Below are 22,273 nucleotides of genomic sequence, written 5' to 3' on the forward strand. Positions count from 1 at the left end.
GTTCCTTTTCTTGGTCGAAAGCGACCTGAGTTATATGGGATCATCTCAACCGCGTTCGGGCTGAGCTTGTCGAAGCCTCTTCTTGTTCTTCAAAGAAGTAGAGCCCTTCGACAGGCTCAGGGCGAACGGAGTTTAGGTTTGCAGAAGTGTCCGCTCTTAAATTAAGTCGATCGCGACAACTTCATGGAAGTCGATGTACGGCACATCGACTTCGACCCAACCGTCTGCCGCCCGGTGTGGCACAGCCATTCCGGCGGTCAGCAGCCGGGCCTGCGCAGCGCCTTTGCCTCGTGGCAGTTGCATGCGGACCCGGTAGGGACCGGTCCTGATTGCCTCGCGATAGCTGCCCCGCATTGTCATGGGGTTGTTGAGATTGACCAGATGCGCGGTCATCGATTTATCCTGGCGCCAGCAAGCGATGTCCAGCAGGCCGGGGCCTTCGATCTGTAGCGGATGCGCCTCGTGATGGGTCCAGTCGAGCATTGCGCGTAGCAGTGTCAGGTGATCGCCATGACCAAGCTCTGCAAAGGTGCGATCGATGTCCATGGGCAGATAGGCGACGCGGCCACGGCCGACTTGACGGCAGATCGCCATCGGCAGGTTGGTCTCCGTCTTGTCGGTGAACACCCGCTCCATCGGAAGGTCGGGATAGCTGGGCACCAATGTCAATGCGACGTCTGCTTGATCGCGCGCAGTGACAGGCTGGCGGTAAAGTGGGCCGATGGTGCGGTTAATGTCGCTTAGCCCCGCTATGGCCGGGTGGGCATGACGCAAGGTGAGATAAGCGTTCTTGAGCGGTCCTTCGGCCTTTCCGGCGGCGGAGGAACCAAAAAGGTCCGCAAGGCCGAAGTCCGCCCGCTGCCGTCCGTCCCCATCATAGAGTGAGGTCTGATAGGTGGCGATCACGTTGCCACCCCGCTTCACAAACGCGCGTATCTGATCGCATTGCGCGTCAGACAGCACCGCCGCATTGGCGAGAATGATGGTGCGGAAGCGCGATAGGCTGGTTTCGTCCAGAAAATCCTCGTCGATGAGGTCGAAGGGCACGCGCGATTCAAGCGCAGCCTGGTAAAAACCGCGCGAATGACCCTCCAGCTGCCCACGCTGATTCCAGCCACCCAGATAGGCAGTCGTCCTGGGCGAATGGACGATCGCGACCCGCGCCAGATTGCCGCTGTTGCGCAGATAGGCTTCGTTGGCGTGGTGCCAGCTGTAGATCTGCCGGACCACGTCCATCCAGCGGAGGTCGAGCGGCTTGGCATTGAACTTGGTGATCCAAGGACGCGCGCCCTGAGCGATCGCGCCAGCGGCCCAGATTCGGATTTCGGCCGGGCTTTGCACCGAATCCTTCCAGCGATAGGCCTCTTCCACTCCCACGGAGATGATATGGCCGACCGGTTTGTCCTTCATGAACGCGCGCAGTTCGCGGGTGTAGCGGCCCGCACCCCAGACCTCGGGACCCGTGCCCCAGCCCGAATCGTCGGACGAGCGTGCCTGGCGATCGCAAAAGGCGAGCGGAAGTCGCTTCGACAGGGCGGGGCCGTTCAGATCGACCAGTCCCCGGCGGTCACCGCCGGGGATGAAGAAGGTCTGGGGCCGGTGCTTGCGCGCGGCCGCGTTCCAAAGGTCCATGAGGGCGAAGAGCCGATCTTCAACCCAGGTGGCGTATCGCCGCCCTTCCGGTTTGGAAGGATCGGGATCGGCTGGAATTTCCTGCCCCGATGCGGCGCGGTAGAGCGTCCGGCAGCTTTGGCAATAACAGGTGCCGCTGCCGTTCCAGCGGTTGCCGAAAAAGCCATCCACCGGATAGCGCTGGGCGATTTCCTCGATCACCTTGGGCATCAGCTCGAAATTATAGGGGCCATAGGCGCAGGTCAGGGTCAGGTCCGGGGCGCTGCCATGGCGCTTGATCTTGCCATCCGGGCCGGTCAACGCCCATTCGGGATGGGCAGCGGCGGCGGCCGCGTTCATTGCGTGCGGATCGATACGGGCGAGCACGCGCATGCCCAGCTTCTTGCACGCAGCGACCATGTCGCCGAACGGGTTCACGCCCTTGCCGATGCCCTGCGCCATGCCATGATAGGGAATGGCCGTTGGGTAGAAGGCGATGCCTCCCCCAGCGCTCAGGCAGACGCCATCGGCGTGAATCTGCTGGAAATATTCGATCCAGAAGGCCTGATCGTAACGGCCCGGATCATCTTCGGTAAAGGCAAGCTGGAACCAACGCATAGTTTCGCTCGCCCAGTCCGGCGCGCCGCTTTGTCCGATTTTGCGGGCAAAGGCGGGCTCAATACTGGACAGCAGCGCACCGGCCCCCAACGTCAATGCCGTGCGGCGATCGAGCGGCAAGATGTCGGGCATGGTCCTCTCCTCAGCTTTGCCCGATCCTTAGCCCAAGGCCGTCGATCCACAATCGATCATCCCATGATGTGGGACGGCGATGCCGACCTGATGTTCCCCGCACGCGGATGATGGATAAGGGCCGATCGAAGCCCGACGCAAAGCATATCGACAAAGGCGAGCAAACAGGTCATACCAGTTTCTCTAAGGCTGGCGTTCGCGCGACGACAGCTCAGCAGGGCGAGGAACAGGATGTGACCGATAGTCAGCAAGAGCCGGAGGACGGTCTGCTTGGGCGAGTCCAGTCGCTGGTGCGGGCATTCGGCATTCTCGATGAATTGGCCAAGAGCGATCATATGACGCTCAGCGACCTTTCCCGTGCCGTGGGCCTGCCGCGATCTACTACCCATCGCCTGCTGACGACCATGGAAGCGTTGCGCTATGTCGCTTTCGACCGGCGGAAAAATGGCTGGTCGGTCGGTGTCCAGGCCTTCACCGTGGGTGCGGTTTTCGCTCAGACGCGGGACTTGGGCCAGTTGGGCCACACGATCATGCGGTCACTGATGTCGGAAGTACAGCATTGCGTGAACATCGCCGTGCCCGAGGGGGCGGGTGTCTGTTATGTCGGGCAGGCCGCGACCAACGGTTTTCGCCAGACTGCGGCGCGGCCGGGTGCTGTGCTGCCGCTGCATAGCACGGCGTCGGGCAAGGTGCTGATGGCGCAATGGTCCCGGCCGGAGTTCGATCGCTATCTGGACAGCACGCCGCTCAAGGCCCGCACAGCGCGTAGCATCATCGACGGGGACCGTCTGCGCAGCGAGTTGGCGCAGATCAGGGCGCGCGGATATGCGCTGGACGACGAAGAGCATAGCGACGGGCTGCGCTGCGTTGCGGCGGTGGTCAAGGACCGCTACGGGCTGCCCAAGGGGTCACTGTCGATTTCGGACCGGTCTTCTCATCTGACCCGCGCCCGGCTGGACGAGTTGGGGCCTGCGTTGATCAGCGCGGCGCATCGGATGAGTGTGGAAATCGCGATGCAGAGTTTCTGATCAGCCTGATCTGTCTAAAGCCAGCCTTACCAGACATTTCGGATCATTTCTGCCGCTTCGGTGAACAGTAACGCCGTGGCGGGCACCTGCGCGGCTGCGTGATAACGGACGAAGAAACACCGGCGTAACAGCGCGGGCGGCAGGAGAGGGTGATGAAAGATATGAGATCCCATGTGCGCGACAGGCGGGTCGCGGCGGGATTGCTGGTAGTGAGCAGCATGATGGCGATTGGCGCGTCCGCGCCGCAGCCGCAGCCGCAGAGCTTTTCTTTTGCGATGACGAACGTCTATGTCGCGGCTTACGAAGATGAAAAGGCGTGTCGCGCGCTGTCGCTCAGTTCGTCCGACTTGTTCCTGAAAACCCTGCCGCGCGCCGAGCGCGCGAAATATGAGGCGCCCGACAAAGTGCAGAACTTGCACAATCTGATGGGCCAGCGGCTGGGCTTCAAAATGGTGCCTACCGGCAAGCCTTCCGGTTCAAACGGCAGCATGGCTCAACTGAGCGAAGCGGAACAGGAAGCCTTGCGCCAGAAATATCATATACCGAAGGGGAAGGGCACGGCTGCCTTCCTGGGCACCCGTTTCGCCTATGACAGCTGCACCAATCCGGAAGACTTCCCCTTCATGGAAAAGGGGAATGAGGATTATCGCGGGCCAATCGCCTACGGCATCGATCTGGACGGCCGCGCGAGCAAAGACGATTATGTCAGCCCCGATAAGAAGCCGGGCGTCGATAACCAGCTGATCCGGGCGGTGGGATGCACTTTTTCCACGCGTGATTTCGGTACGCCCAAGGTGGCGGACGAGGTGATCACATCGATGTCGTCGCCCACGCTGGTCGAGGTCAGCAGCGTCGATGATCCGGTCAACGACGATGATGTGACGGTGCGCCTTTATGCCAGCGCCAATCCTTTGGAATTGTCGGGTGCGGGAAAGCCGCTGGCATGGGCCAGTCTGGATGTTGATCCGGATCGCCGCTTCATGGCGCAGGCCAAGGGAAAAATCCGCAACGGCGAACTGCTAACTGAACCGTTCGACTTACGGTTGCGGTTGCGTGAGCAGATCATCGACAGCTATCGCGAGGTCCGGCAGGCGCGCATTCAGGCGAAGATCAAGCCGGGCGAAGCCATAGAGGGTGGCATTTACGGCTATCACACTTTGGCGAGCATCGAGGACAATTATCATCAATCGACCCAGGTGGGCGCCAATCTGACGCGCATGTCCTGCCCCGCGCTGATCAAGGCGGTGCGCCGCTATGCCGATGCCTTCCCTGACCCGAAGACGGGACGTAACACGGCCATTTCATCGGCATTGCGGTTCAAGGGCGTGCCCGTCTTCCTGATCAAACCGCAGCAAGTGGCACAAGGAGTGCAGCAGTGAGCGGGCCTGTGATCTCATCCCGCGTCCTTCGCGCGCTGTCCGCAGTCACGGCGCTCTGTTCCATCGGCGCAATTCTGATGGCCGCCAGCGCCGGACAGGCGGATGCGCCAGCCCGGCAGCAGGCGCAGCAACCTCAGGTGCCCAAGTTCCGGCGGCTGACCGAGGCACAATATCGCGCGACTATCGCCGATATATTCGGGCCTGACATCAAGGTGAGCGGTCGGTTCGAACCGGACATGCGGGTCGGCGGTTTGCTGGCGGCGGGCACCAGCGCGGTGTCGCTGACCCCCGCGGGGGCGGAGCAATATGAGCAGATCGCGCGCGGCATCGCCGAACAGGTAGTCGATGCGAAACATCGTGACCGGCTGGTCGGGTGCGCGCCGTCAGCATCCGATCCGCAAGGCGCGGCCTGCGCGGCGGATTTCTTCAAACGGGTGGGCCTCAGGATCTACCGTCGGCCGCTGACTGACGGGGAGGTGAAGCTCGCCGTTGCCCAGACGCTGGCGGCGTCAGCCACGCTCAAGGATTTCCACGGCGGGCTGGCGATCATGCTGACGGCGATGCTGTCGGACCTGCCCTTCCTGTTCCAGACCGACCGGGAGGTGGCCGACCCCAGTGCTCCGGGCGGGCAGACGATCGATGCCTGGTCGCGCGCCAGCAAGCTCAGCTACTTCCTGTGGAACAGCACGCCAGACGAACAGCTGCTGCAGGCGGCGGCCGACGGTAGCCTGATGACGAAGGCGGGGCTTATCCGACAGGTCGATAGGCTGATGGCCTCTCCCCGGTTTGAAACCGGCGTGCGGTCCTTCTTCGACGATTTCCTCCAGTTGGAAGGGATGATGTCGCTGTCCAAGGACGGGATCATCTACCCGGCCTTCCGTTCTTTCGCCGCGCCCGCCGCGCGGGAACAGACGCTGCGCACCATCACGACACTGCTGGTGGAGGAAAATGGCGATTATCGCGACCTGTTCACCACCCGCCGGGTGGCGATGAACCGGCAGTTGAGCCCGCTCTATCGCATACCCTATGGCCCGCGCGACTGGTCGATGATCACCTTGCCGGATCAGGATCCGCGCGTCGGGCTGCTGACGCAGATCAGCTTTCTGGCGCTCCATTCCCATGAGGGGCGGTCCTCGCCCACGTTGCGCGGCAAAGCGCTGCGCGAAGTGCTGATGTGCGAACATGTGCCGACCCCGCCCGCCAATGTGAACTTCACAATCGTTCAGGACACGAGCAATCCCGCCTTCCGCACTACGCGCGAGCGATTGAAGGCGCATCTCGACGATGAGGAATGCGCGAGCTGCCATAAGCTGACTGACCCGATGGGGCTGACGCTGGACAGTTTCGACGGCGCTGGACAGTTTCGGCCTACGGAAAATGGCGTGCCGATCGACACGACGGGCATGCTGGACAAGGTGTCGTTCACCGACAGCGCGGGTCTGGGCAAGGCGTTGCATGACAATCCAAAGGTGACGCAGTGCGTGGCGCAATCGGCGTGGCGTTACGCGGCGGGGCGGTCGCTGCTTCCGTCCGAAGAGCCTTTGACGACGCGCCTGCATGACGATTTCGCCCATGCTGGATTTCGCATCCGGCCGCTGTTCCGGCGGATCGTCATCGATCCCCAATTCTTCGCTGTGCGGGCGCCAGTGGCATCCCGGATCGCGGGCAAGCCATCGTCAGGAAGGAAAGGTTGATGACGCAGTTCGACAGGCGCGGCTTTTTGTTGCGCGGCATGCTCAGCGGCGGCGCGGTGGCCGTGGGCCTGCCGTTCCTCGACTATTTCCTGGACAATAATGGCGCGGCGGTGGCCGCGACCTATGGAGGCGGCCGCTTACCGGTGCGCTTTGGCACATGGTTCTGGGGCTGTGGGATGATCCCCGATCGCTGGAACCCCAAGACGGCTGGCGCCAATTACGACCTGCCGCCTGAACTCGTGCCGATCAAGCCGGTGCAGGACAAGGTTTCCGTCCTTTCAGGCTTCGGTGTCACCTTGGGCGGCAAGAGCAATCAGCCGCATATCTCGGGCAATGTGGGCCTTCGAACGGGGACGCCCAGCGACACATGGCAGCAGCTCGTCGGTCCGACATTCGACGTCAGCATTGCGGACGCGATCGGCGCGGGTACGCTGTTCCGCAGCCTGGAACTGAGTGCCGACGGCAATGCGCGCACCAGTTTTTCCTATCGCAGCGGGACGGAAATGAACCCCAGCGTCGCATCGCCCATGGAACTGTACCGCCGCATATTTGGCGCGGATTTCCGCGATCCCAATGCGGCGGAATTCACCCCCGACCCCAAGGTGATGGCGCGTCGCAGCGTCTTGTCCGCCGTGACCGACGAGCGCCGCAGGATGCTGGGCAAGCTGGGGGCGGAGGACAAGGCGCGGGTGGACAGCTACTTCACCTCCATCCGTGAAGTCGAGAACAAGCTGGCGCTGCAACTGGAAAAGCCGCCCCGGGCCGAGGCGTGCGTCGTGCCGACACAGCCTGCCGACCTGCCCGCCAGCACGGACGTCACCGCCCGCCAGCAGTCGCACAAGCTGATGGCGGAACTGCTGGCGATGGCCGTCGCCTGCAACCAGACAAAGGTGTTCAACATGGTCTTTTCCACCGCCACCGCCGACCTGCGGCAGGCTGGATCGCCCACCGCTTATCATCAGGCTACGCATGAGGAACAGGTGGACCGCACGAAGGGCTACCAGCCAACGGTCGATGCCTTTTCCACGCAGAGCATGCAGGGATGGGCCGACTTCGTAACGGCAATGTCGGCGGTGAAGGAAGGGGACGGCACCTTGCTCGACAATATGCTGGTCGTCGCTCATTCCGAGGTCAGCTACGCGAAGAACCACGATGTGAACGGCATTCCCGTAATGCTGGCCGGACGGGCAGGCGGGAAGGTGAAGAGCGGCATCCATATAGCAGGGCAGGGCGACCCGATTTCGCGCGTCGGCCTCACCATGCAACAACTGATGGGGGTTCCCGTCGATGCCTGGGGCACGGACGCTATGCGCACGTCGCGCAGCTTGTCGGAGATCATGGCATGAAGCGCGTCGCGATGATTGCCCTGTCCGCGCTGCTGGCAACAGCGCCCGCTTACGCGCAGACGCAAGGTCAGCCTACGATGTCAGGGTTCAGTTTCCTGTCGCTGGAGGTGGCCGACATGGCCCGCGCCCGATCCTTCTATGTCGACGCGCTCGGCATGAAGCCGGTCTTTACGATCAGCAAGCCGGGTGATCCTGCCGAAAAAATCGCATTCAATTTTTCCGGTGATCCCCGGTCCAGCGAACCGCTGTTGATCCTCATTCATTATGGGAAACCGAACGCCACCCAGAACCGTTCGATGGGGGCGAAGGTCGGCATTCGGGTCAGTGACAGTCGGGCCGCCGCGCTGCGCGTGCAGAAGGCGGGTTTTCCTATCGTCAGGATCGCTGCGGCCGACGAGAAGGGGCCGGTGATCAACAGCGTCGTGCGCGATGCCGATGACGTAATCGTGGAACTTGTGCAATTGCGGGGTCAATAGGGGTGTCTGAAGGCGTGGCGAGCAGTGGCGAGCTGTGTTCCACCTCTTCAGGAACGACCTTCTCTCGCCTATTGTCAGCATTGCATGAGACATTTATGGCCGATTCGAACGGTCAGGTGGCGGACTGTGCGCAGACAAGTTCGCCCGATTCTGCTTAAAATGCGGATTTTTTGATCGATCGCCGTCGGGGAATCGCGCCAAAGCTATTCCCTGCCGTCCGCCGCGCGTGTAATGGCGCGCTCGCAAGATCGCACGGAATGGAATGTGAATGGCTTACCCAAGCAAGCAAGGTTTATATGATCCCGGTAATGAGCATGACGCATGCGGCGTCGGCTTCATCGCCAACATAAAGGGATTAAAAACCCACGATATTGTTCTTCGTGGCTTGGACATTCTGCGCAATATCGACCATCGTGGCGCAGTCGGCGCGGACCCTTTGGTGGGTGACGGCGCGGGCATTCTGATTCAGATTCCTGATTCGCTGTATCGCGATTGGGCCACCGGCGCGGGCATCGATCTGCCGCAGCCCGGCGATTATGGTGTTGCCATGTGCTTCCTGCCGCGTGACGGGGATGCCGAAGCCGCCGCCGTGCAGCAGCTTGAGCGCTTTATCCTGAAGGAAGGCCAGGTCCTCCTGGGTTGGCGCGACGTGCCGGTGACCCTCGACGGGCTGGGCCAGACGGTGCTGGACGAGATGCCGACCATCCGTCAGTGCTTCGTGGGCCGAGGCGCCGGAACGAAGGATCAGGACGCGTTCGAGCGCAAGCTGCTCGCCATCCGCAAGCAGACGCAAAATCCGCTGAAGGAATTGTCGCAGAAGCAGGGGCTGGAGGCGCTGGCCGATTTCTACGTGCCGTCCTTCTCCACCCGCACCGTCGTCTACAAGGGGCTGCTCCTCTGCGATCAGGTCGGCAGCTTCTATGACGATCTGCGCAATCCGTTGACCCAGTCGGCATTGGCGCTCGTCCACCAGCGCTTTTCGACCAACACCTTCCCCTCGTGGAAGCTCGCGCACCCCTATCGCTTCATCGCGCATAATGGCGAGATCAACACGGTTCGCGGCAATGTGAACTGGATGAACGCGCGCCGCCGCACGCTCGAATCCCCGCTGCTGGGCGCGGACCTCGACAAGATGTGGCCGCTGATTCCGCATGGTCAGTCGGACACGGCTTGCCTCGACAATGCGCTCGAACTGCTGGTCGCCGGTGGCTATCCGCTGGCGCAGGCGGTAATGATGCTGATCCCGGAAGCATGGGCGGGCAATCCGCTGATGGACCCGAAGCGTAAGGCCTTCTACGAATATTTCGCCGCGCTGATGGAGCCGTGGGACGGCCCCGCCGCCATCGCTTTCACCGACGGCCGCCAGATTGGCGCGACGCTGGACCGCAACGGCCTGCGTCCGGCGCGCTTCATCGTGACAGATGACGATCATATCGTGCTGGCATCGGAAAGCGGCGTCCTGCCCTTCAAGGAAGAAAATATCGTCCGCAAGTGGCGGCTTCAGCCGGGTAAGATGCTGCTCATCGACCTGGAGCAAGGCCGCATCATCGAGGACGAGGAGATCAAGGCCCAACTCGCGGATGAACATCCCTATGAGGAGTGGCTGAAGGAAACGCAGTACAAGCTGGAAGAGCTGCCCGCGACCCTTGGCGAGGACCTGCTGCCATCGTGCGGCAACGACGCGGCGGCGTTCCTCGATCGTCAGCAGGCGTTTGGCTACACCCAGGAAGACGTGCTGAAGTTCCTGGAGCCGATGGCGCGCAATGCGGAAGACCCGATCGGGTCCATGGGCATCGACACGCCTATCGCCGTGCTCAGCCAAAAATCGCGGCTGCTCTACGACTATTTCAAGCAGAATTTCGCCCAGGTCACCAACCCGCCGATCGACCCGATCCGCGAGGAACTGGTGATGAGCCTGGTGTCGATGATCGGCCCGCGTCCGAACCTGCTTGGCCATCATGCTGGCACGCACAAGCGGCTGGAAACTCTTCAGCCGGTGCTGACCGACGAAGACCTTGCCAAAATTCGCGGCATCCATGATGCGCTGGACGGTGCGTTCCGCACGCAGACGATCGACATCAGCTGGCCGACGACGGAAGGAGCCGCCGGTCTGGAGCGCGCGCTCGATCGCATCTGTAACGAAGCGACTGAAGCGGTGCTCGCGGACCAGAACATCCTGATCCTGTCCGACCGCAACGTTTCAGCCGAGCGCATCGGCATCCCGGCCGCGTTGGCAACCGCAGCGGTCCACCATCACCTCATCCGCCAGGGCCTGCGCATGCAGACCGGCCTGGTTGTCGAAACCGGCGAAGCGCGCGAAGTGCATCATTTCTGCGTCCTTGCCGGTTATGGCGCGGAGGCGGTTAACCCCTATCTCGCGTTCGAGACGCTTGAGCAGATCCGCGTTAAGCAGAACCTGCCGCTGTCCGCCTACGAAGTTCAGAAAAACTATATCAAGGCGGTCGGCAAGGGCATCCTGAAGGTCATGTCCAAGATGGGCATTTCGACCTATCAGAGCTATTGCGGCGCGCAGATCTTTGACGCGGTCGGCCTCAACTCCGCTTTCCTCGAACGCTATTTCACCGGCACCGCGACCACCATTGAGGGCATCGGCCTTGCCGAGATCGCGGAGGAAACAGTCAATCGCCATCGTGAGGCGTTCGGCGACAATCCGATCTACCGCAACATGCTGGATGTCGGCGGCGCCTATGCCTATCGCGTCCGTGGCGAGGAACATGCCTGGACGCCGCAGAGCGTCGCGTCGCTCCAGCATGCGGTGCGTGGCAACAATCCGAAGGAATATGAAGTCTTCGCCGCGTCCATCAATCAGCAGAATGAGCGGCTGCTGACCATTCGCGGCCTCATGAAGTTCAGGTTCGCGGATCAGGCTATTCCGCTTGAAGAGGTCGAACCGGCCAGTGCTATCGTGAAGCGTTTCGCGACTGGCGCGATGAGCTATGGGTCGATCAGCTGGGAAGCCCACACCACCTTGGCCGTCGCCATGAACCGTATCGGCGGCAAGTCGAACACGGGCGAGGGCGGCGAGGATCCCAAGCGGTTCACCCCGTTGCCTAATGGTGATTCCATGCGCTCGGCGATCAAGCAGGTGGCCTCCGGCCGCTTCGGCGTGACGACCGAATATCTGGTCAATGCCGACGATGTGCAGATCAAGATGGCGCAGGGCGCGAAGCCCGGCGAAGGTGGTCAGCTGCCGGGTGACAAGGTCGACAAGACCATCGGCAAGACGCGGCACTCAACGCCGGGCGTCGGCCTCATCTCGCCGCCGCCGCACCATGACATCTATTCGATCGAGGATCTGGCGCAGCTGATCCACGACCTGAAGAACGTCAATCCGGTCGCCCGCATCTCCGTGAAGCTGGTGTCGGAAGTCGGCGTGGGCACGGTCGCGGCGGGCGTCAGCAAGGCGCGGGCGGACCATGTCACCATCTCTGGCTATGAAGGCGGCACCGGCGCGTCGCCGCTGACGTCGCTGACCCATGCGGGTAGCCCATGGGAAATCGGCCTTGCCGAAACCCAGCAGACGCTGCTGCTCAACGGCCTGCGCACCCGTATCGCCGTGCAGGTCGATGGCGGTCTTCGGACCGGTCGCGACGTGGCCATCGGCGCCTTGCTCGGCGCGGACGAGTTCGGCTTCGCCACCGCCCCGCTGATCGCGGCGGGCTGCATCATGATGCGCAAGTGCCACCTCAACACTTGCCCGGTCGGCGTCGCAACCCAGGACCCCGAACTGCGCAAGCGTTTCACTGGCCAGCCGGAACATGTGATCAACTATTTCTTCTTCGTCGCGGAAGAACTGCGTACCATCATGGCGCAGCTCGGTTTCCGCACGATCGAGGAAATGGTCGGCCGCGTCGATCGGCTCGACATGCGCGACGCCATCGATCACTGGAAGGCGAAGGGTGTCGATCTCAGCCGCCTGCTCCATCAGGTCTCGCCCGATCAGAATCTGGTCCTGCGCAACACCGAAGGGCAGGATCATGGTCTGGATGCTGCGCTTGATCAGGAATTGATCAAGGCGTCGATGGACGCGCTGGAAAGGCGCGATCCGGTTCGCATCGAGCGGCCGATCCGCAACGTCAACCGCACCGTCGGCGCAATGCTGTCGGGTGAGGTCGCCCGTCGCTTTGGCCATGCCGGTCTGCCCGACAACAGCATCCTGGTGAAGCTGCAAGGCGTTGCGGGCCAGAGCTTCGGCGCGTTCCTGGCGCACGGCGTGACGCTAGACCTGACCGGCGATGCGAACGACTATGTAGGCAAGGGCTTGTCCGGCGGCCGCATCATCGTCCGTCCGCCGGAAGATACGAAGCGCGTTCCCGCCGACAATATCATCGTTGGCAACACCGTCCTCTATGGCGCGATCTCCGGCGAAGCCTTCTTCCGCGGCGTTGGTGGTGAACGTTTCGCTGTCCGCAACTCGGGCGCGATCACCGTCGTCGAGGGCGTCGGCGATCATGGCTGCGAATATATGACCGGCGGCGTGGTCGTCGTGCTCGGGCAAACCGGCCGCAACTTCGCGGCGGGCATGTCTGGCGGCATCGCTTATGTCTACGATCCCGATGGCAGCTTCCAATCGAAGGTCAATCCCGCGATGGTCGATGTCGATCCGATCCCGGCAATGGCTTCGGACGACGATGGCCTTGGCCGTCCGCTGCAACGCGGCGTGGACGTGCATGATTGGGGTATGGGCGACATGCTTCGCCATGACGCCGACCGCCTGCGCATCCTGCTCGAGCGGCATAAGCTGTACACGGGTTCGGAACGCGCCGAGGCGCTGCTGGCCGACTGGCAGGGCACGCTTGCGAACTTCGTCCGGGTCATGCCGAAAGATTATCGCAAGGCTCTGCAGAGCATGGAAGATGAACGCGTTGCCGTAGCCCCCGTGGCCGCCGAATAGGCTTCATGGGGCGAGGGCATTGCTCCCTCGCATGCGACAAGATTGAGAAGTTTGGAGAAAGAGTTTGGGCAAGCCCACCGGTTTCCTCGAGGTTGAGCGCAAAGATCGCAGCTACACCGCGCCCGAAGAGCGTCTGAAGCACTGGAACGAGTTCATCGTTCCGCTGTCGAAGGAAGAGATCCGCGACCAGGCCGCGCGCTGCATGGCCTGCGGCATTCCCTTCTGTCACAATGGCTGTCCGGTGAACAACATCATCCCGGACTGGAACCACCTCGTCTATGAAGACGATTGGAAGACGGCGCTGGAAACGCTGCACAGCACCAATAACTTCCCGGAATTCACCGGCCGCGTCTGTCCCGCCCCGTGCGAGGCGAGCTGCACGCTGAACATCGTGGACTCTCCCGTCACCATCAAGTCGATCGAATGCGAAATCGTCGATCGCGGTTGGCGTGAAGGCTGGATCGAACCGCAGCTGCCAGCGCGCAAGACCGGCAAGCGTGTTGCCGTCGTCGGTTCCGGCCCCGCTGGCCTGGCCTGCGCGCAACAACTTGCACGGGCTGGTCACACCGTGACCGTGTTCGAAAAGAATGACCGGGTCGGTGGATTGCTGCGTTACGGCATCCCCGACTTCAAGATGGAAAAGCACCTGATCAATCGCCGCGCCCAGCAGATGGAAGCGGAAGGTGTCGAATTCCGCACTTCGACGGAGATCGGCGTCGCCATCTCGATGGATGCGCTGCGTAGCAATTATGACGCCGTGGTTCTGTCCGGTGGCGCCGAACATCCGCGCACGCTGGATATTCCGGGCAGCGAGCTGGCTGGCGTGCGGCTGGCGATGGAATTCCTGACGCAGCAGAACAAGCGCAATGCGGGCGACGATGAGCTGCGCGCCGCGCCGCGCGGCACCTTGTCCGCGCAGGGCAAGCATGTCGTCGTCATCGGCGGTGGTGACACGGGTTCGGACTGTGTCGGCACATCCAACCGGCAGGGCGCAGCATCGGTCACCCAATTGGAGATCATGTCAAAGCCACCCGAGAGGGAGGAAAAGTCGCTCAGCTGGCCCAATTGGCCGCTCAAGTTGCGCACGTCTTCCTCTCATCAGGAAGGGTGCGATCGCGACTGGGCGGTCACCACCCGGCGGGCGATCGGCAAGAACGGCCAGATCGAGGCGCTCGAATGCGTGCGCGTCGAATGGGTTGACGGCAAGATGCAGGAAATCGCGGGCAGCGAATTCCAACTGAAGGCCGACCTCGTCCTCTTGGCGATGGGCTTCGTTGGCCCTCGCAAGGCAGGCATGGTTGAACAATCCGGTGCCGACCTCGATGCGCGCGGCAATGTGAAGGCCAACATGATCGACTATGCCACCAGCCAGACGTCGGTGTTCGCCTGTGGCGACATGCGCCGCGGCCAATCGCTGGTCGTCTGGGCCATTCGCGAGGGCCGACAGTGCGCTCGCGCAGTCGATCTGCACCTGATGGGCGTCAGCGACCTTCCTCGTTAAGCGCTGAAGGCAATTGCGACGGTGAAAGGCTCCGAAGGACGGGGCCAATCATCCGCATTACTCCGGCAAGGTCTCGACCCAATCGCCATACGTCGCTGCTAACTTGCTCTTGAGCGAGGGGGCAGCGGCGTTTGAATGGCGGCAGGGGCCGGGGCTTTGTGTTTAACCCCTGTGAGTTGGCGACGAACGGATAGCCGCCTCTATAATGAGGACCAGCGGCCTTCCGGAGTTCGCGTCGATGGTCTTCAGATGGTTCTACATCAGCGCCAGCAGGCTCGCCGAGGATGAGGCCGATGAGCTGGCCGCGGATATCGTCAGGGATTCCGTCCCGCGTAATCACCGCCTTCACGTGACGGGCGCGCTCCTGTTTACCGGCCGCAGTTTCGCGCAATATCTCGAAGGACCAGCAGACGCCGTGGAAGTGTTGCAGCGTCTCATCCTCGATGACTTGAGGCATGAAAATATCCGCACCATCGCCGAAGGCGTCTATCCCCACCGACGGTTCGTCACCTGGTCGCTGGCCTATGTCGTACCTGCTCAAGTGAATTATCCCGAAGTTGAGCAGTTATTGAGGGAAGCTGCCTATGATCCTGTAAACTGCGCAGAAGCACTCGCCCGGTTCATGTCCGAAACGGCCATGATGGGCCGGGGATAATGTGCGGCGGATTCCTCATCGGCGCTGCGTCGATCAACGCCATTTCCTGCCACACGGCATGCTCAGGCCCCTCCCATGACAAAGTTGTAATCTGCCGACCATGCGTCGGTTAGGCCATGCCCGCTATCCCGTGCAGCGGCTCACATGGTGGCCACGTAAGTGAGAGGCGGCGCTCACCCCTGTTGCGTCGCCTCTCCAGTCGGATGGGCGAACGATGCACAGGCCAGTTTTCTACGATGCCACCGGCCGCAGGCGCCGCTTGACGCTGCCGACTTTATTCTGCCTGATAATGGTCATTCTCACCGCCGGAATGGCCTTTGCCTATACCATCATCAATGTGCCCATCCCGCCTGCCGTTCCTTTGCAGATGGAGCGCCGCCGTCCGGAAGGCATCGGTCAGCGCCTGAACCATTTCCAGGCTTCGGTTCGCCATCGCCTGTCAGAATGGCTGCCCCATCGCGGCCCGGGCGCCGATGGTAAGGCTGTCAGCGTCGCCTTCTATGTACCATGGGACGACGCAAGCCGGGCGTCTTTACGCCAGCATATCGGCCAGATCGACTGGGTGGCCCCGACCTTGCTGTCGGTTACCGGCCCGCGCCATGATCTGCGCGTCACGAATGATCCGGTTTTCACGTCGCTCATCCGTACCTCGGCTCATCGCCCGCGTGTCATGCCGGTCGTGCAGAATGCCGATGATGGCGATTGGGATGGTGCCGGGACGTCGGCGCTGCTGCACGACCGCGCGGCGCGGAAGGCGCTGCTCCTGCGCCTGGCTCAGTCGCTGAAAGCGCTCAAAGCATCAGGAGTCATATTCGATCTGGAAGCGCTGCCGCCTAGCGCGCACGCCGATTATCTGTCGTTCCTCAAGGAAGCAGAACAACTGCTGCACAGTCAAAATCAGCAAGTGATGCTGACCGTGCCCGTGGATGATGCGCGTTGGAACCTGCATGCCTATGCGCGTGTGGCCGACCGCCTTTTCCTGATGGACTATGACCAGCATTTCATCGGCGATCAACCGGGTCCGATCGCAGCGCAGCCCTGGTTCGTGGGCCGCTTGCGCGCTGCACTGCGTGCCGTCCCAGCATCCAAGGCGATCGTGGCGATCGGCAACTATGCCTATGACTGGAAACAAGGCGGAGGCCCGGCTTCGATCCTGTCGATCGAAGATGCATGGCTGACGGCGCATGACTCCGGCGCTCCGATCCGCTTTGACGCCAGAAGCGGCAACGCGACCTTCGACTATTCCGAGGATGGCGTTGTCCATCATGTCTGGATGCTGGACGCGGCTAGCGCCTGGAATCAGGTTCGCGCCGCCCGGATCACTGGCGCAGGCGGGATCGCGCTGTGGCGCCTGGGGTCGGAGGACCCCGGCTTCTGGTCCGCACTCGCCGGGAAGAAGGGCAAGGTCGAAGGGCTTGGAAGGCTTACCAGCTTCAATTCCGTCGATGTCGAAGGCAATGGCGAAATCCTGCGGATCGACGATGTGCCCACCATCGGTCATCGAACGGTGCGCATGGGTTCAGGGCCGCTAAGCGGGCTGATCATCGACGAACATTATGCCAGTCTGCCCACCCCTTATGTCATTCGGCGGACGGGCTACCGCCCGCATATGCTTGCGCTTACCTTCGATGATGGGCCGGACGCGGTGTGGACGCCGCCGATCCTCGACATATTGAAGCGCGCGCACGTGCCCGCCACCTTCTTCGTCATAGGCGAAAATGCGATCATGCATCCTTCGCTGCTGCGCGAGATCATTGCGCAGGGCAGCGAAATCGGCAGCCACAGCTACACCCACCCCAATCTGGCCCAGGTTTCGCCACGCGGCGTCTCGCTGGAACTGAACAGCACGCAGCGGCTGGTGGAAGCCTATACCGGCCGGGCCATGCGCCTATTCCGCGCGCCTTATTTTGGGGACGCCGAACCCACCAGTGCGGACGAGATCGGTCCCGCGCTGGAGGCGCAGCGCGCCGGTTATCTGAATGTCGGCTTGCATGTCGATCCGGGCGATTGGACGCGGCCGGGCGTCGATGCAATCGTCGACCGCACGGTTCAGCAAGTTGAAGCCGGGGACGCTGACCGCTCAGCACAGGTTGTCCTGCTGCACGACAGCGGCGGGGACCGGGCGCAGACGGTCGCGGCGTTGCCCCGCATCATCAAGCGGCTGGAGGCGAAGGGCTATCGCTTCGTCACCATATCCACCCTCGCAGGGCTGACACCGGACAAGGTGATGCCACGGATCGGCGGCGCAGATTTGGTGGCGGTGCGGATCGACGTTGCGGTCTTCCTTGTGCTGGCCGCGATCGCGGCGGCGCTTAAATGGCTGTTCTTCGCGGTCATCCTGTTCGGCATCGGCCGGGCGCTGATGCTGGCGGCGCTCGCGCTTGGCAGCCGCCTGCGTTCCAACCGGGTCGAACCACCAGAGATGCAACAAGGCGCTCTTGTGTCAGTGATCATCCCTGCCTTCAACGAGGCCAAGGTAATTGAGGCGTCGGTGCGCCGCGTGCTCGCCAGCGAACGGGTGACGCTGGACGTCATTGTCGTGGACGATGGCTCTACGGACGAAACGAGCGCGATCGTCACACGCGCCTTCGCCGGAGACGAACGCGTCCGGCTGCTCACCCTGGCCAATGGCGGCAAGGCTGCGGCGCTCAACCGCGCGCTGGAGCTGGCGCGCGCGCCGATCATCGTAGCGCTTGACGCAGACACGCAGTTCGAACCCCTGACCATCGCCCGGCTCGCCCGCTGGTTCGCCGATGAGGATGTGGGCGCGGTGGCGGGCAATGCGATGGTGGGCAACCGCGTGAACCTCGTCACCCGCTGGCAGGCGGTGGAGTATGTGACGGCGCAGAATCTGGAGCGGCGGGCGCTGGCGCGGTTCGGCGCGATTACGGTCGTGCCGGGTGCGGTCGGCGCATGGCGACGGGCGGCGCTGGACGAGGTGGGCGGTTATCCGCTCGACACGCTGGCGGAGGATCAGGACCTCACGATCGCAGTCCAGCGTGCGGGCTGGCTGGTCGCCTATGATACCGAAGCCGTTGCGTGGACCGAAGCCCCTGAAAGTTTCCGCGCGCTTGCCAAGCAGCGCTTCCGCTGGGCCTATGGCACGTTGCAGTGCCTGTGGAAGCATCGCGGCATCTGGCGCGATGGCAAGCCAGCGGGTTTGAGCTGGGTCGGATTGCCGCAGGCCTGGCTGTTCCAGATCGGCTTTGCGCTGGTGTCGCCGATCATCGACCTCGCCTTGGTCGCCAGCAGCATCGATACGGCGGTGCGCATCCATCAGCATGGCTGGGCACAGACGCAAACCGATGTGCTGCGCATGGGTCTCTATTGGCTCGCCTTCTGCGCCATCGACGTGCTGTGCGGCGCTGTCGCCTACAAGCTCGAACCGCGCGAGCGGCGCTACCCTGCCTTGCTGCTGGTGGCACAGCGCTTTGTCTATCGCCAGATCATGTACGGCGTCGTGATCCGTGCCACCGCGACCGCCATATTAGGGCCATGGGTCGGATGGGGTAAGTTGGAGCGGAGCGGCCGGGTGCAGGCATCGGGCGGCGCGGCGGAGGATATGGCGGCATGGAACAAGGCGGCGTGAAATCGCTGGCGCGCACATTGCTGCTGTTATGCGGAGCCATTGTCCTGTCCTTCTGGTATCTGGGATATGTGGGCGGGCATCTGTTCGACGTCATGCCTGCCAAGGCCGAGCGGAAGGCTGATCGGCATGCGGTCGCGCTTTACCTATCTGGTGACATGGGCTTCCATGCGGGACTTGGCCCGGCGATTGCCGATCACCTGACGGATCATGGTATCCCCGTGGTCGCCGAGAACAGCCTGCACTTCTTCCGCGTCCGCCGTACGCCCGAGCAGACCGGCGCAATGATAGCCGACGGGTTGCGGCGCGCGATCGCGATCGATCCTCAGGCCCGGCTGCTGCTGCTAGGCCAATCCTTCGGGGCCGATGTCATCGCGCCATCCCTGCCCTATGTGCCGAACGAACTGCGCCGCCGGATCGCCTTTGTCGGCCTGATCGTCCCGGGTGGAACACGCGAGTGGCGCGCGTCGCCCTCGGAGATATTCTCGATCGGGGAGCCGGAAGAAGATGCCTCTCTCGCGGGCCGCAAATTGAGTTGGGTGCCGCTGCTTTGCATCCATGGCGCGGAGGAACGGTCGAGTCTTTGCCCTGCGCTCCGCCAGCGCAATGCGACGACCGTCCGCCTGCCCGGCGGACATGAGCTGCACCATGATGCGGACGGCGCGAGCGGGATATTGTTGCAGGCTATAGACCGGACGCTGGCCTCGCCCGTCCATCCGGCATAGCGCCATGATCGCGGCGCTCTCCTCTGCCAGACATCGGCGCGCCCTTTCCGTCGCGCTCCTCCTGATGATGATGGGTTTAGGGTTGGCGATGGTGTTCCACCTCCTGTCAGAGGTGCATGGCCATGACCTGCGCGGCGCGATCCGGGCCATCACGCCTGGCGCGCTCGCCGGCGCATTGGCGCTGACGATCCTCAGCTATCTTTCGCTGACGCTGTATGACCATATGGCGCTGCGCATCATCGGCGAGCGGATCGCCTGGCGCACGGCGGCGCTCGCATCCTTTTGCAGCTACACACTCAGCCACAATCTAGGGCTTTCGCTGCTGACCGGCGGATCGGCGCGCATGCGCATCTATGGCGCGGCGGGATTGGGACCGGGCGATGTCGCCCGAGTGATCGCTTCGGCCAGCCTGTCCTTCTGGGGTGGGGTGATGACGATGGCGGCTCTGTTCCTGGCGGTCGATCCGATGCCGATCGCCATCAAGGCTTTTCCCATTGATGCCTCGGCTCTCCAACTGCTTGGCTTTTGCATGCTCGCGGGAGTCGCGGTGGCCTTGGCTGCGCTAAGGCGCACGCCGCATCCCGTCCGGCTATTCGGATGGACGCTCATGTTGCCATCGCGCGGACAGGCGGCGGCACAGATCGGCATCGCCTGTGTTGACCTCACGCTGTCTAGCGCGGCGCTGTTTGTGCTGCTGCCTCATATCGCCATCACGCTCTTTCCGGCCTTCTTCCTGGCCTATACGCTGGGCATCATCATCGCCTTGATCAGCCATGTGCCGGGCGGCGTCGGGCTGTTCGAGGCCGTGGTCCTCGCTACCGTGCCGCAGGTCGCGCGGCCTTCGCTGTTCGCAGCGCTGCTCGCCTATCGCCTGGTCTATTATCTGCTGCCCTTGGCGGCAGCGGCATTCCTTATAGTTTTGCATGAACGACACGCATGGCAAAGCCCGGTTCGGCGCGTGCTTAGTGGTGCGGAAAGTCTGGGTCGGGAGATTGCCCCTGCGGTTCTGGCGATGCTGGCGGCGGCCGGTGGCATCGTCCTGCTGGTGTCCGGATCGCTGCCCGCCATACCGGCCCGGTTCAGGGCCGTGAGCAGCATCCTTCCCATGCCCTTTGTCGAGGCGTCCCACCTCGCCGCCAGCATGATCGGGGCGATGCTGGTGCTGCTCGCTTCGGGCCTCTACCGACGGCAGGATGGCGCATTCTGGCTGACCCGGCTGCTGTTGCTGGCGGGCGCTGGCTTCTCCCTGATGAAGGGGCTGGATTATGAGGAAGCGGCTGTCCTGATCATCATTACCGGCCTGCTGCAATGGAGCCGTCCCGCCTTTTACCGCAAGACCAGCCTGACCTCCGCCATGCTTGCGCCGGGCTGGATCATTGCGCTGGCGGTGGCGATCGGCATTTCGGTCTGGATCGGCTTCTTCGCCTTCAAGCATGTCGATTATCAGAATGACCTATGGTGGCAGTTCGGTCGGCACCATGACGCATCCCGCTTCCTGCGCGCAGCCCTTGCGACCGGCGTCCTGCTGATTTGGGCAGCCTTGTGGCAGTTGCTTCGTCCGGCATCGCCCTTCGCCGGGCCGGTCATCTCGACCAGACCCAGTCAGGAGGCGCTGGCGTCCGCCCGGAAAACCGACGCGTTCCTGTCGCTGACCGGTGATAAGCTGTTCCTGACGTCCCCATCGGGCAGGGCGTTCCTGATGTATCAGATTCAGGGTCATAGCTGGATTGTCATGAGCGACCCAGTCGGGGACCCGAGCGAATGGGGCAGCCTGCTTTGGGAATTGCGTGAGCGGGCGGACGCAGCGCAGGGGCGGCTTCTGCTGTATCAGCTCAGCCTTGATGGCCTGCCCCTCGCCATCGATCTTGGCCTGTCGCTCGTCAAATATGGGGAGGAGGCGCGCGTCGATCTGTCTCGCTTTACGATCGAGGGACCCAAGGGCAAGCCATTCCGCCACGCCTTGCGTCGCGCCGAAGGGGAAGGCGTGACTTTCGAGATCGTGCCCGCCGCTGACGTCGCCCTGCTGATCGATGAGATGGAAGCGGTGTCGCGCCGGTGGCTCAAAGCCAAGGGGGGTGCCGAAAAAGCGTTCAGCGTCGGCCGGTTCGACCCGGCCTATTTGCAGCGTTTCGATTGCGCGGTCGTGCGACGGGAGGGCAGGATCATCGCCTTTGCGAACATATGGGCCACCGCCGATCACGGCGAACTGTCCGTGGACCTGATGCGGCATGATGCAGACATGCCTGCGGGCATGATGGATTTCCTCTTTTGCCGCCTCATGCTTTGGGGAAAGGCGCAAGGCTACCGCTGGTTCACGCTCGGCATGGCGCCGCTGTCGGGACTGGAGGCGCGTCGGCTCTCGCCCATCTGGGTGAAGGCGGGAGCGCTGATTTTCAAGCATGGCGGCAGCCTCTACGGCTTCAAGGGCCTCCGCGCCTATAAGGCGAAGTTCACACCGTCCTGGGAGCCGCGCTTCATCGCCGGGCCGCAGGGGTTGTCGATGCTGCGGGCCATGCTGGACCTTCAGCGCCTTATCGAAGGCGGGCCGAGGAGCGCCGTCAGCCGGATGCGGAATGCTGGACGGAGGGCGTCGGATGTCCGATAGGG

The 22,273-nt window shown here is 62.8% G+C and carries 12 protein-coding genes; 11 read left to right on the forward strand and 1 reads right to left on the reverse strand.

From position 1 onward, the window contains the following. Window positions 1-156: 156 nt before the first annotated feature. Complete coding sequence (locus tag ACZ5TH_RS15235; protein ID WP_464795148.1) at window positions 157-2,361, reverse strand: ThuA domain-containing protein; 2,205 nt, start codon at window positions 2,359-2,361, stop codon at window positions 157-159. A gap of 233 nt (window positions 2,362-2,594) precedes the next feature. Here ACZ5TH_RS15235 and ACZ5TH_RS15240 point away from each other — a divergent pair, with 233 nt between their 5' ends. The 11 genes from ACZ5TH_RS15240 (at window position 2,595) to mprF (ending at window position 22,271) form a co-directional block, all read left to right on the forward strand. Then, complete coding sequence (locus ACZ5TH_RS15240) at window positions 2,595-3,389, forward strand: IclR family transcriptional regulator (RefSeq protein WP_464795149.1); 795 nt, start codon at window positions 2,595-2,597, stop codon at window positions 3,387-3,389. Between the two features lie 152 nt (window positions 3,390-3,541). After that, window positions 3,542-4,768 (forward strand): hypothetical protein, encoded by a 1,227-nt coding sequence (locus tag ACZ5TH_RS15245; protein WP_464795150.1) that lies wholly within the window; start codon window positions 3,542-3,544, stop codon window positions 4,766-4,768. Continuing rightward, complete coding sequence (locus tag ACZ5TH_RS15250) at window positions 4,765-6,462, forward strand: DUF1592 domain-containing protein (RefSeq protein ID WP_464795151.1); 1,698 nt, start codon at window positions 4,765-4,767, stop codon at window positions 6,460-6,462. Before ACZ5TH_RS15245 ends, ACZ5TH_RS15250 begins: the two co-directional genes overlap by 4 nt. Beyond that, entirely contained in the window at window positions 6,462-7,808 is a 1,347-nt protein-coding gene (locus tag ACZ5TH_RS15255) for a DUF1552 domain-containing protein (protein WP_464795152.1), read from the forward strand. The genes ACZ5TH_RS15250 and ACZ5TH_RS15255 overlap by 1 nt, the downstream gene beginning before the upstream one ends. Then, window positions 7,805-8,284 (forward strand): VOC family protein, encoded by a 480-nt coding sequence (locus ACZ5TH_RS15260; RefSeq protein ID WP_464795153.1) that lies wholly within the window; start codon window positions 7,805-7,807, stop codon window positions 8,282-8,284. Before ACZ5TH_RS15255 ends, ACZ5TH_RS15260 begins: the two co-directional genes overlap by 4 nt. A gap of 268 nt (window positions 8,285-8,552) precedes the next feature. Continuing rightward, the gene (gltB, locus tag ACZ5TH_RS15265) at window positions 8,553-13,199 is read left to right on the forward strand and encodes a glutamate synthase large subunit (protein WP_464795154.1); all 4,647 of its coding nucleotides are present in this window, start codon (window positions 8,553-8,555) and stop codon (window positions 13,197-13,199) included. A 64-nt stretch (window positions 13,200-13,263) separates the two neighbouring features. Then, a complete protein-coding gene (locus tag ACZ5TH_RS15270) occupies window positions 13,264-14,700 on the forward strand; it encodes a glutamate synthase subunit beta (RefSeq protein ID WP_464795155.1) in 1,437 nt (478 codons plus the stop codon). Window positions 14,701-14,938: 238 nt separating this feature from the next. Continuing rightward, window positions 14,939-15,355, forward strand: coding sequence for a BLUF domain-containing protein (locus tag ACZ5TH_RS15275; protein WP_460989062.1), 417 nt, complete (start codon window positions 14,939-14,941; stop codon window positions 15,353-15,355). Window positions 15,356-15,569: 214 nt separating this feature from the next. Next, window positions 15,570-18,944 (forward strand): glycosyltransferase, encoded by a 3,375-nt coding sequence (locus ACZ5TH_RS15280; protein ID WP_464795156.1) that lies wholly within the window; start codon window positions 15,570-15,572, stop codon window positions 18,942-18,944. Further along, window positions 18,926-19,666 (forward strand): AcvB/VirJ family lysyl-phosphatidylglycerol hydrolase, encoded by a 741-nt coding sequence (locus ACZ5TH_RS15285; RefSeq protein WP_464795157.1) that lies wholly within the window; start codon window positions 18,926-18,928, stop codon window positions 19,664-19,666. The genes ACZ5TH_RS15280 and ACZ5TH_RS15285 overlap by 19 nt, the downstream gene beginning before the upstream one ends. Window positions 19,667-19,670: 4 nt before the next feature. Beyond that, window positions 19,671-22,271, forward strand: a complete 2,601-nt coding sequence (gene mprF / locus ACZ5TH_RS15290; RefSeq protein WP_464795158.1) for a bifunctional lysylphosphatidylglycerol flippase/synthetase MprF — start codon at window positions 19,671-19,673, stop codon at window positions 22,269-22,271. Window positions 22,272-22,273: the final 2 nt, after the last annotated feature.

Source organism: Sphingobium sp. TomTYG73 (genome assembly GCF_055394245.1).

Excerpts from the sequence above, each read along its gene's own strand:
- ACZ5TH_RS15235 (WP_464795148.1), bottom strand. The coding sequence starts at position 2,361 with ATGCCCGACATCTTGCCGCTCGATCGCCGCACGGCATTGACGTTGGGG.
- ACZ5TH_RS15245 (WP_464795150.1), top strand. The coding sequence starts at position 3,542 with ATGAAAGATATGAGATCCCATGTGCGCGACAGGCGGGTCGCGGCGGGA.
- ACZ5TH_RS15255 (WP_464795152.1), top strand. The coding sequence starts at position 6,462 with ATGACGCAGTTCGACAGGCGCGGCTTTTTGTTGCGCGGCATGCTCAGC.
- ACZ5TH_RS15260 (WP_464795153.1), top strand. The coding sequence starts at position 7,805 with ATGAAGCGCGTCGCGATGATTGCCCTGTCCGCGCTGCTGGCAACAGCG.
- gltB (WP_464795154.1), top strand. The coding sequence starts at position 8,553 with ATGGCTTACCCAAGCAAGCAAGGTTTATATGATCCCGGTAATGAGCAT.
- ACZ5TH_RS15275 (WP_460989062.1), top strand. The coding sequence starts at position 14,939 with ATGGTCTTCAGATGGTTCTACATCAGCGCCAGCAGGCTCGCCGAGGAT.
- ACZ5TH_RS15280 (WP_464795156.1), top strand. The coding sequence starts at position 15,570 with ATGCACAGGCCAGTTTTCTACGATGCCACCGGCCGCAGGCGCCGCTTG.
- ACZ5TH_RS15285 (WP_464795157.1), top strand. The coding sequence starts at position 18,926 with ATGGAACAAGGCGGCGTGAAATCGCTGGCGCGCACATTGCTGCTGTTA.
- mprF (WP_464795158.1), top strand. The coding sequence starts at position 19,671 with ATGATCGCGGCGCTCTCCTCTGCCAGACATCGGCGCGCCCTTTCCGTC.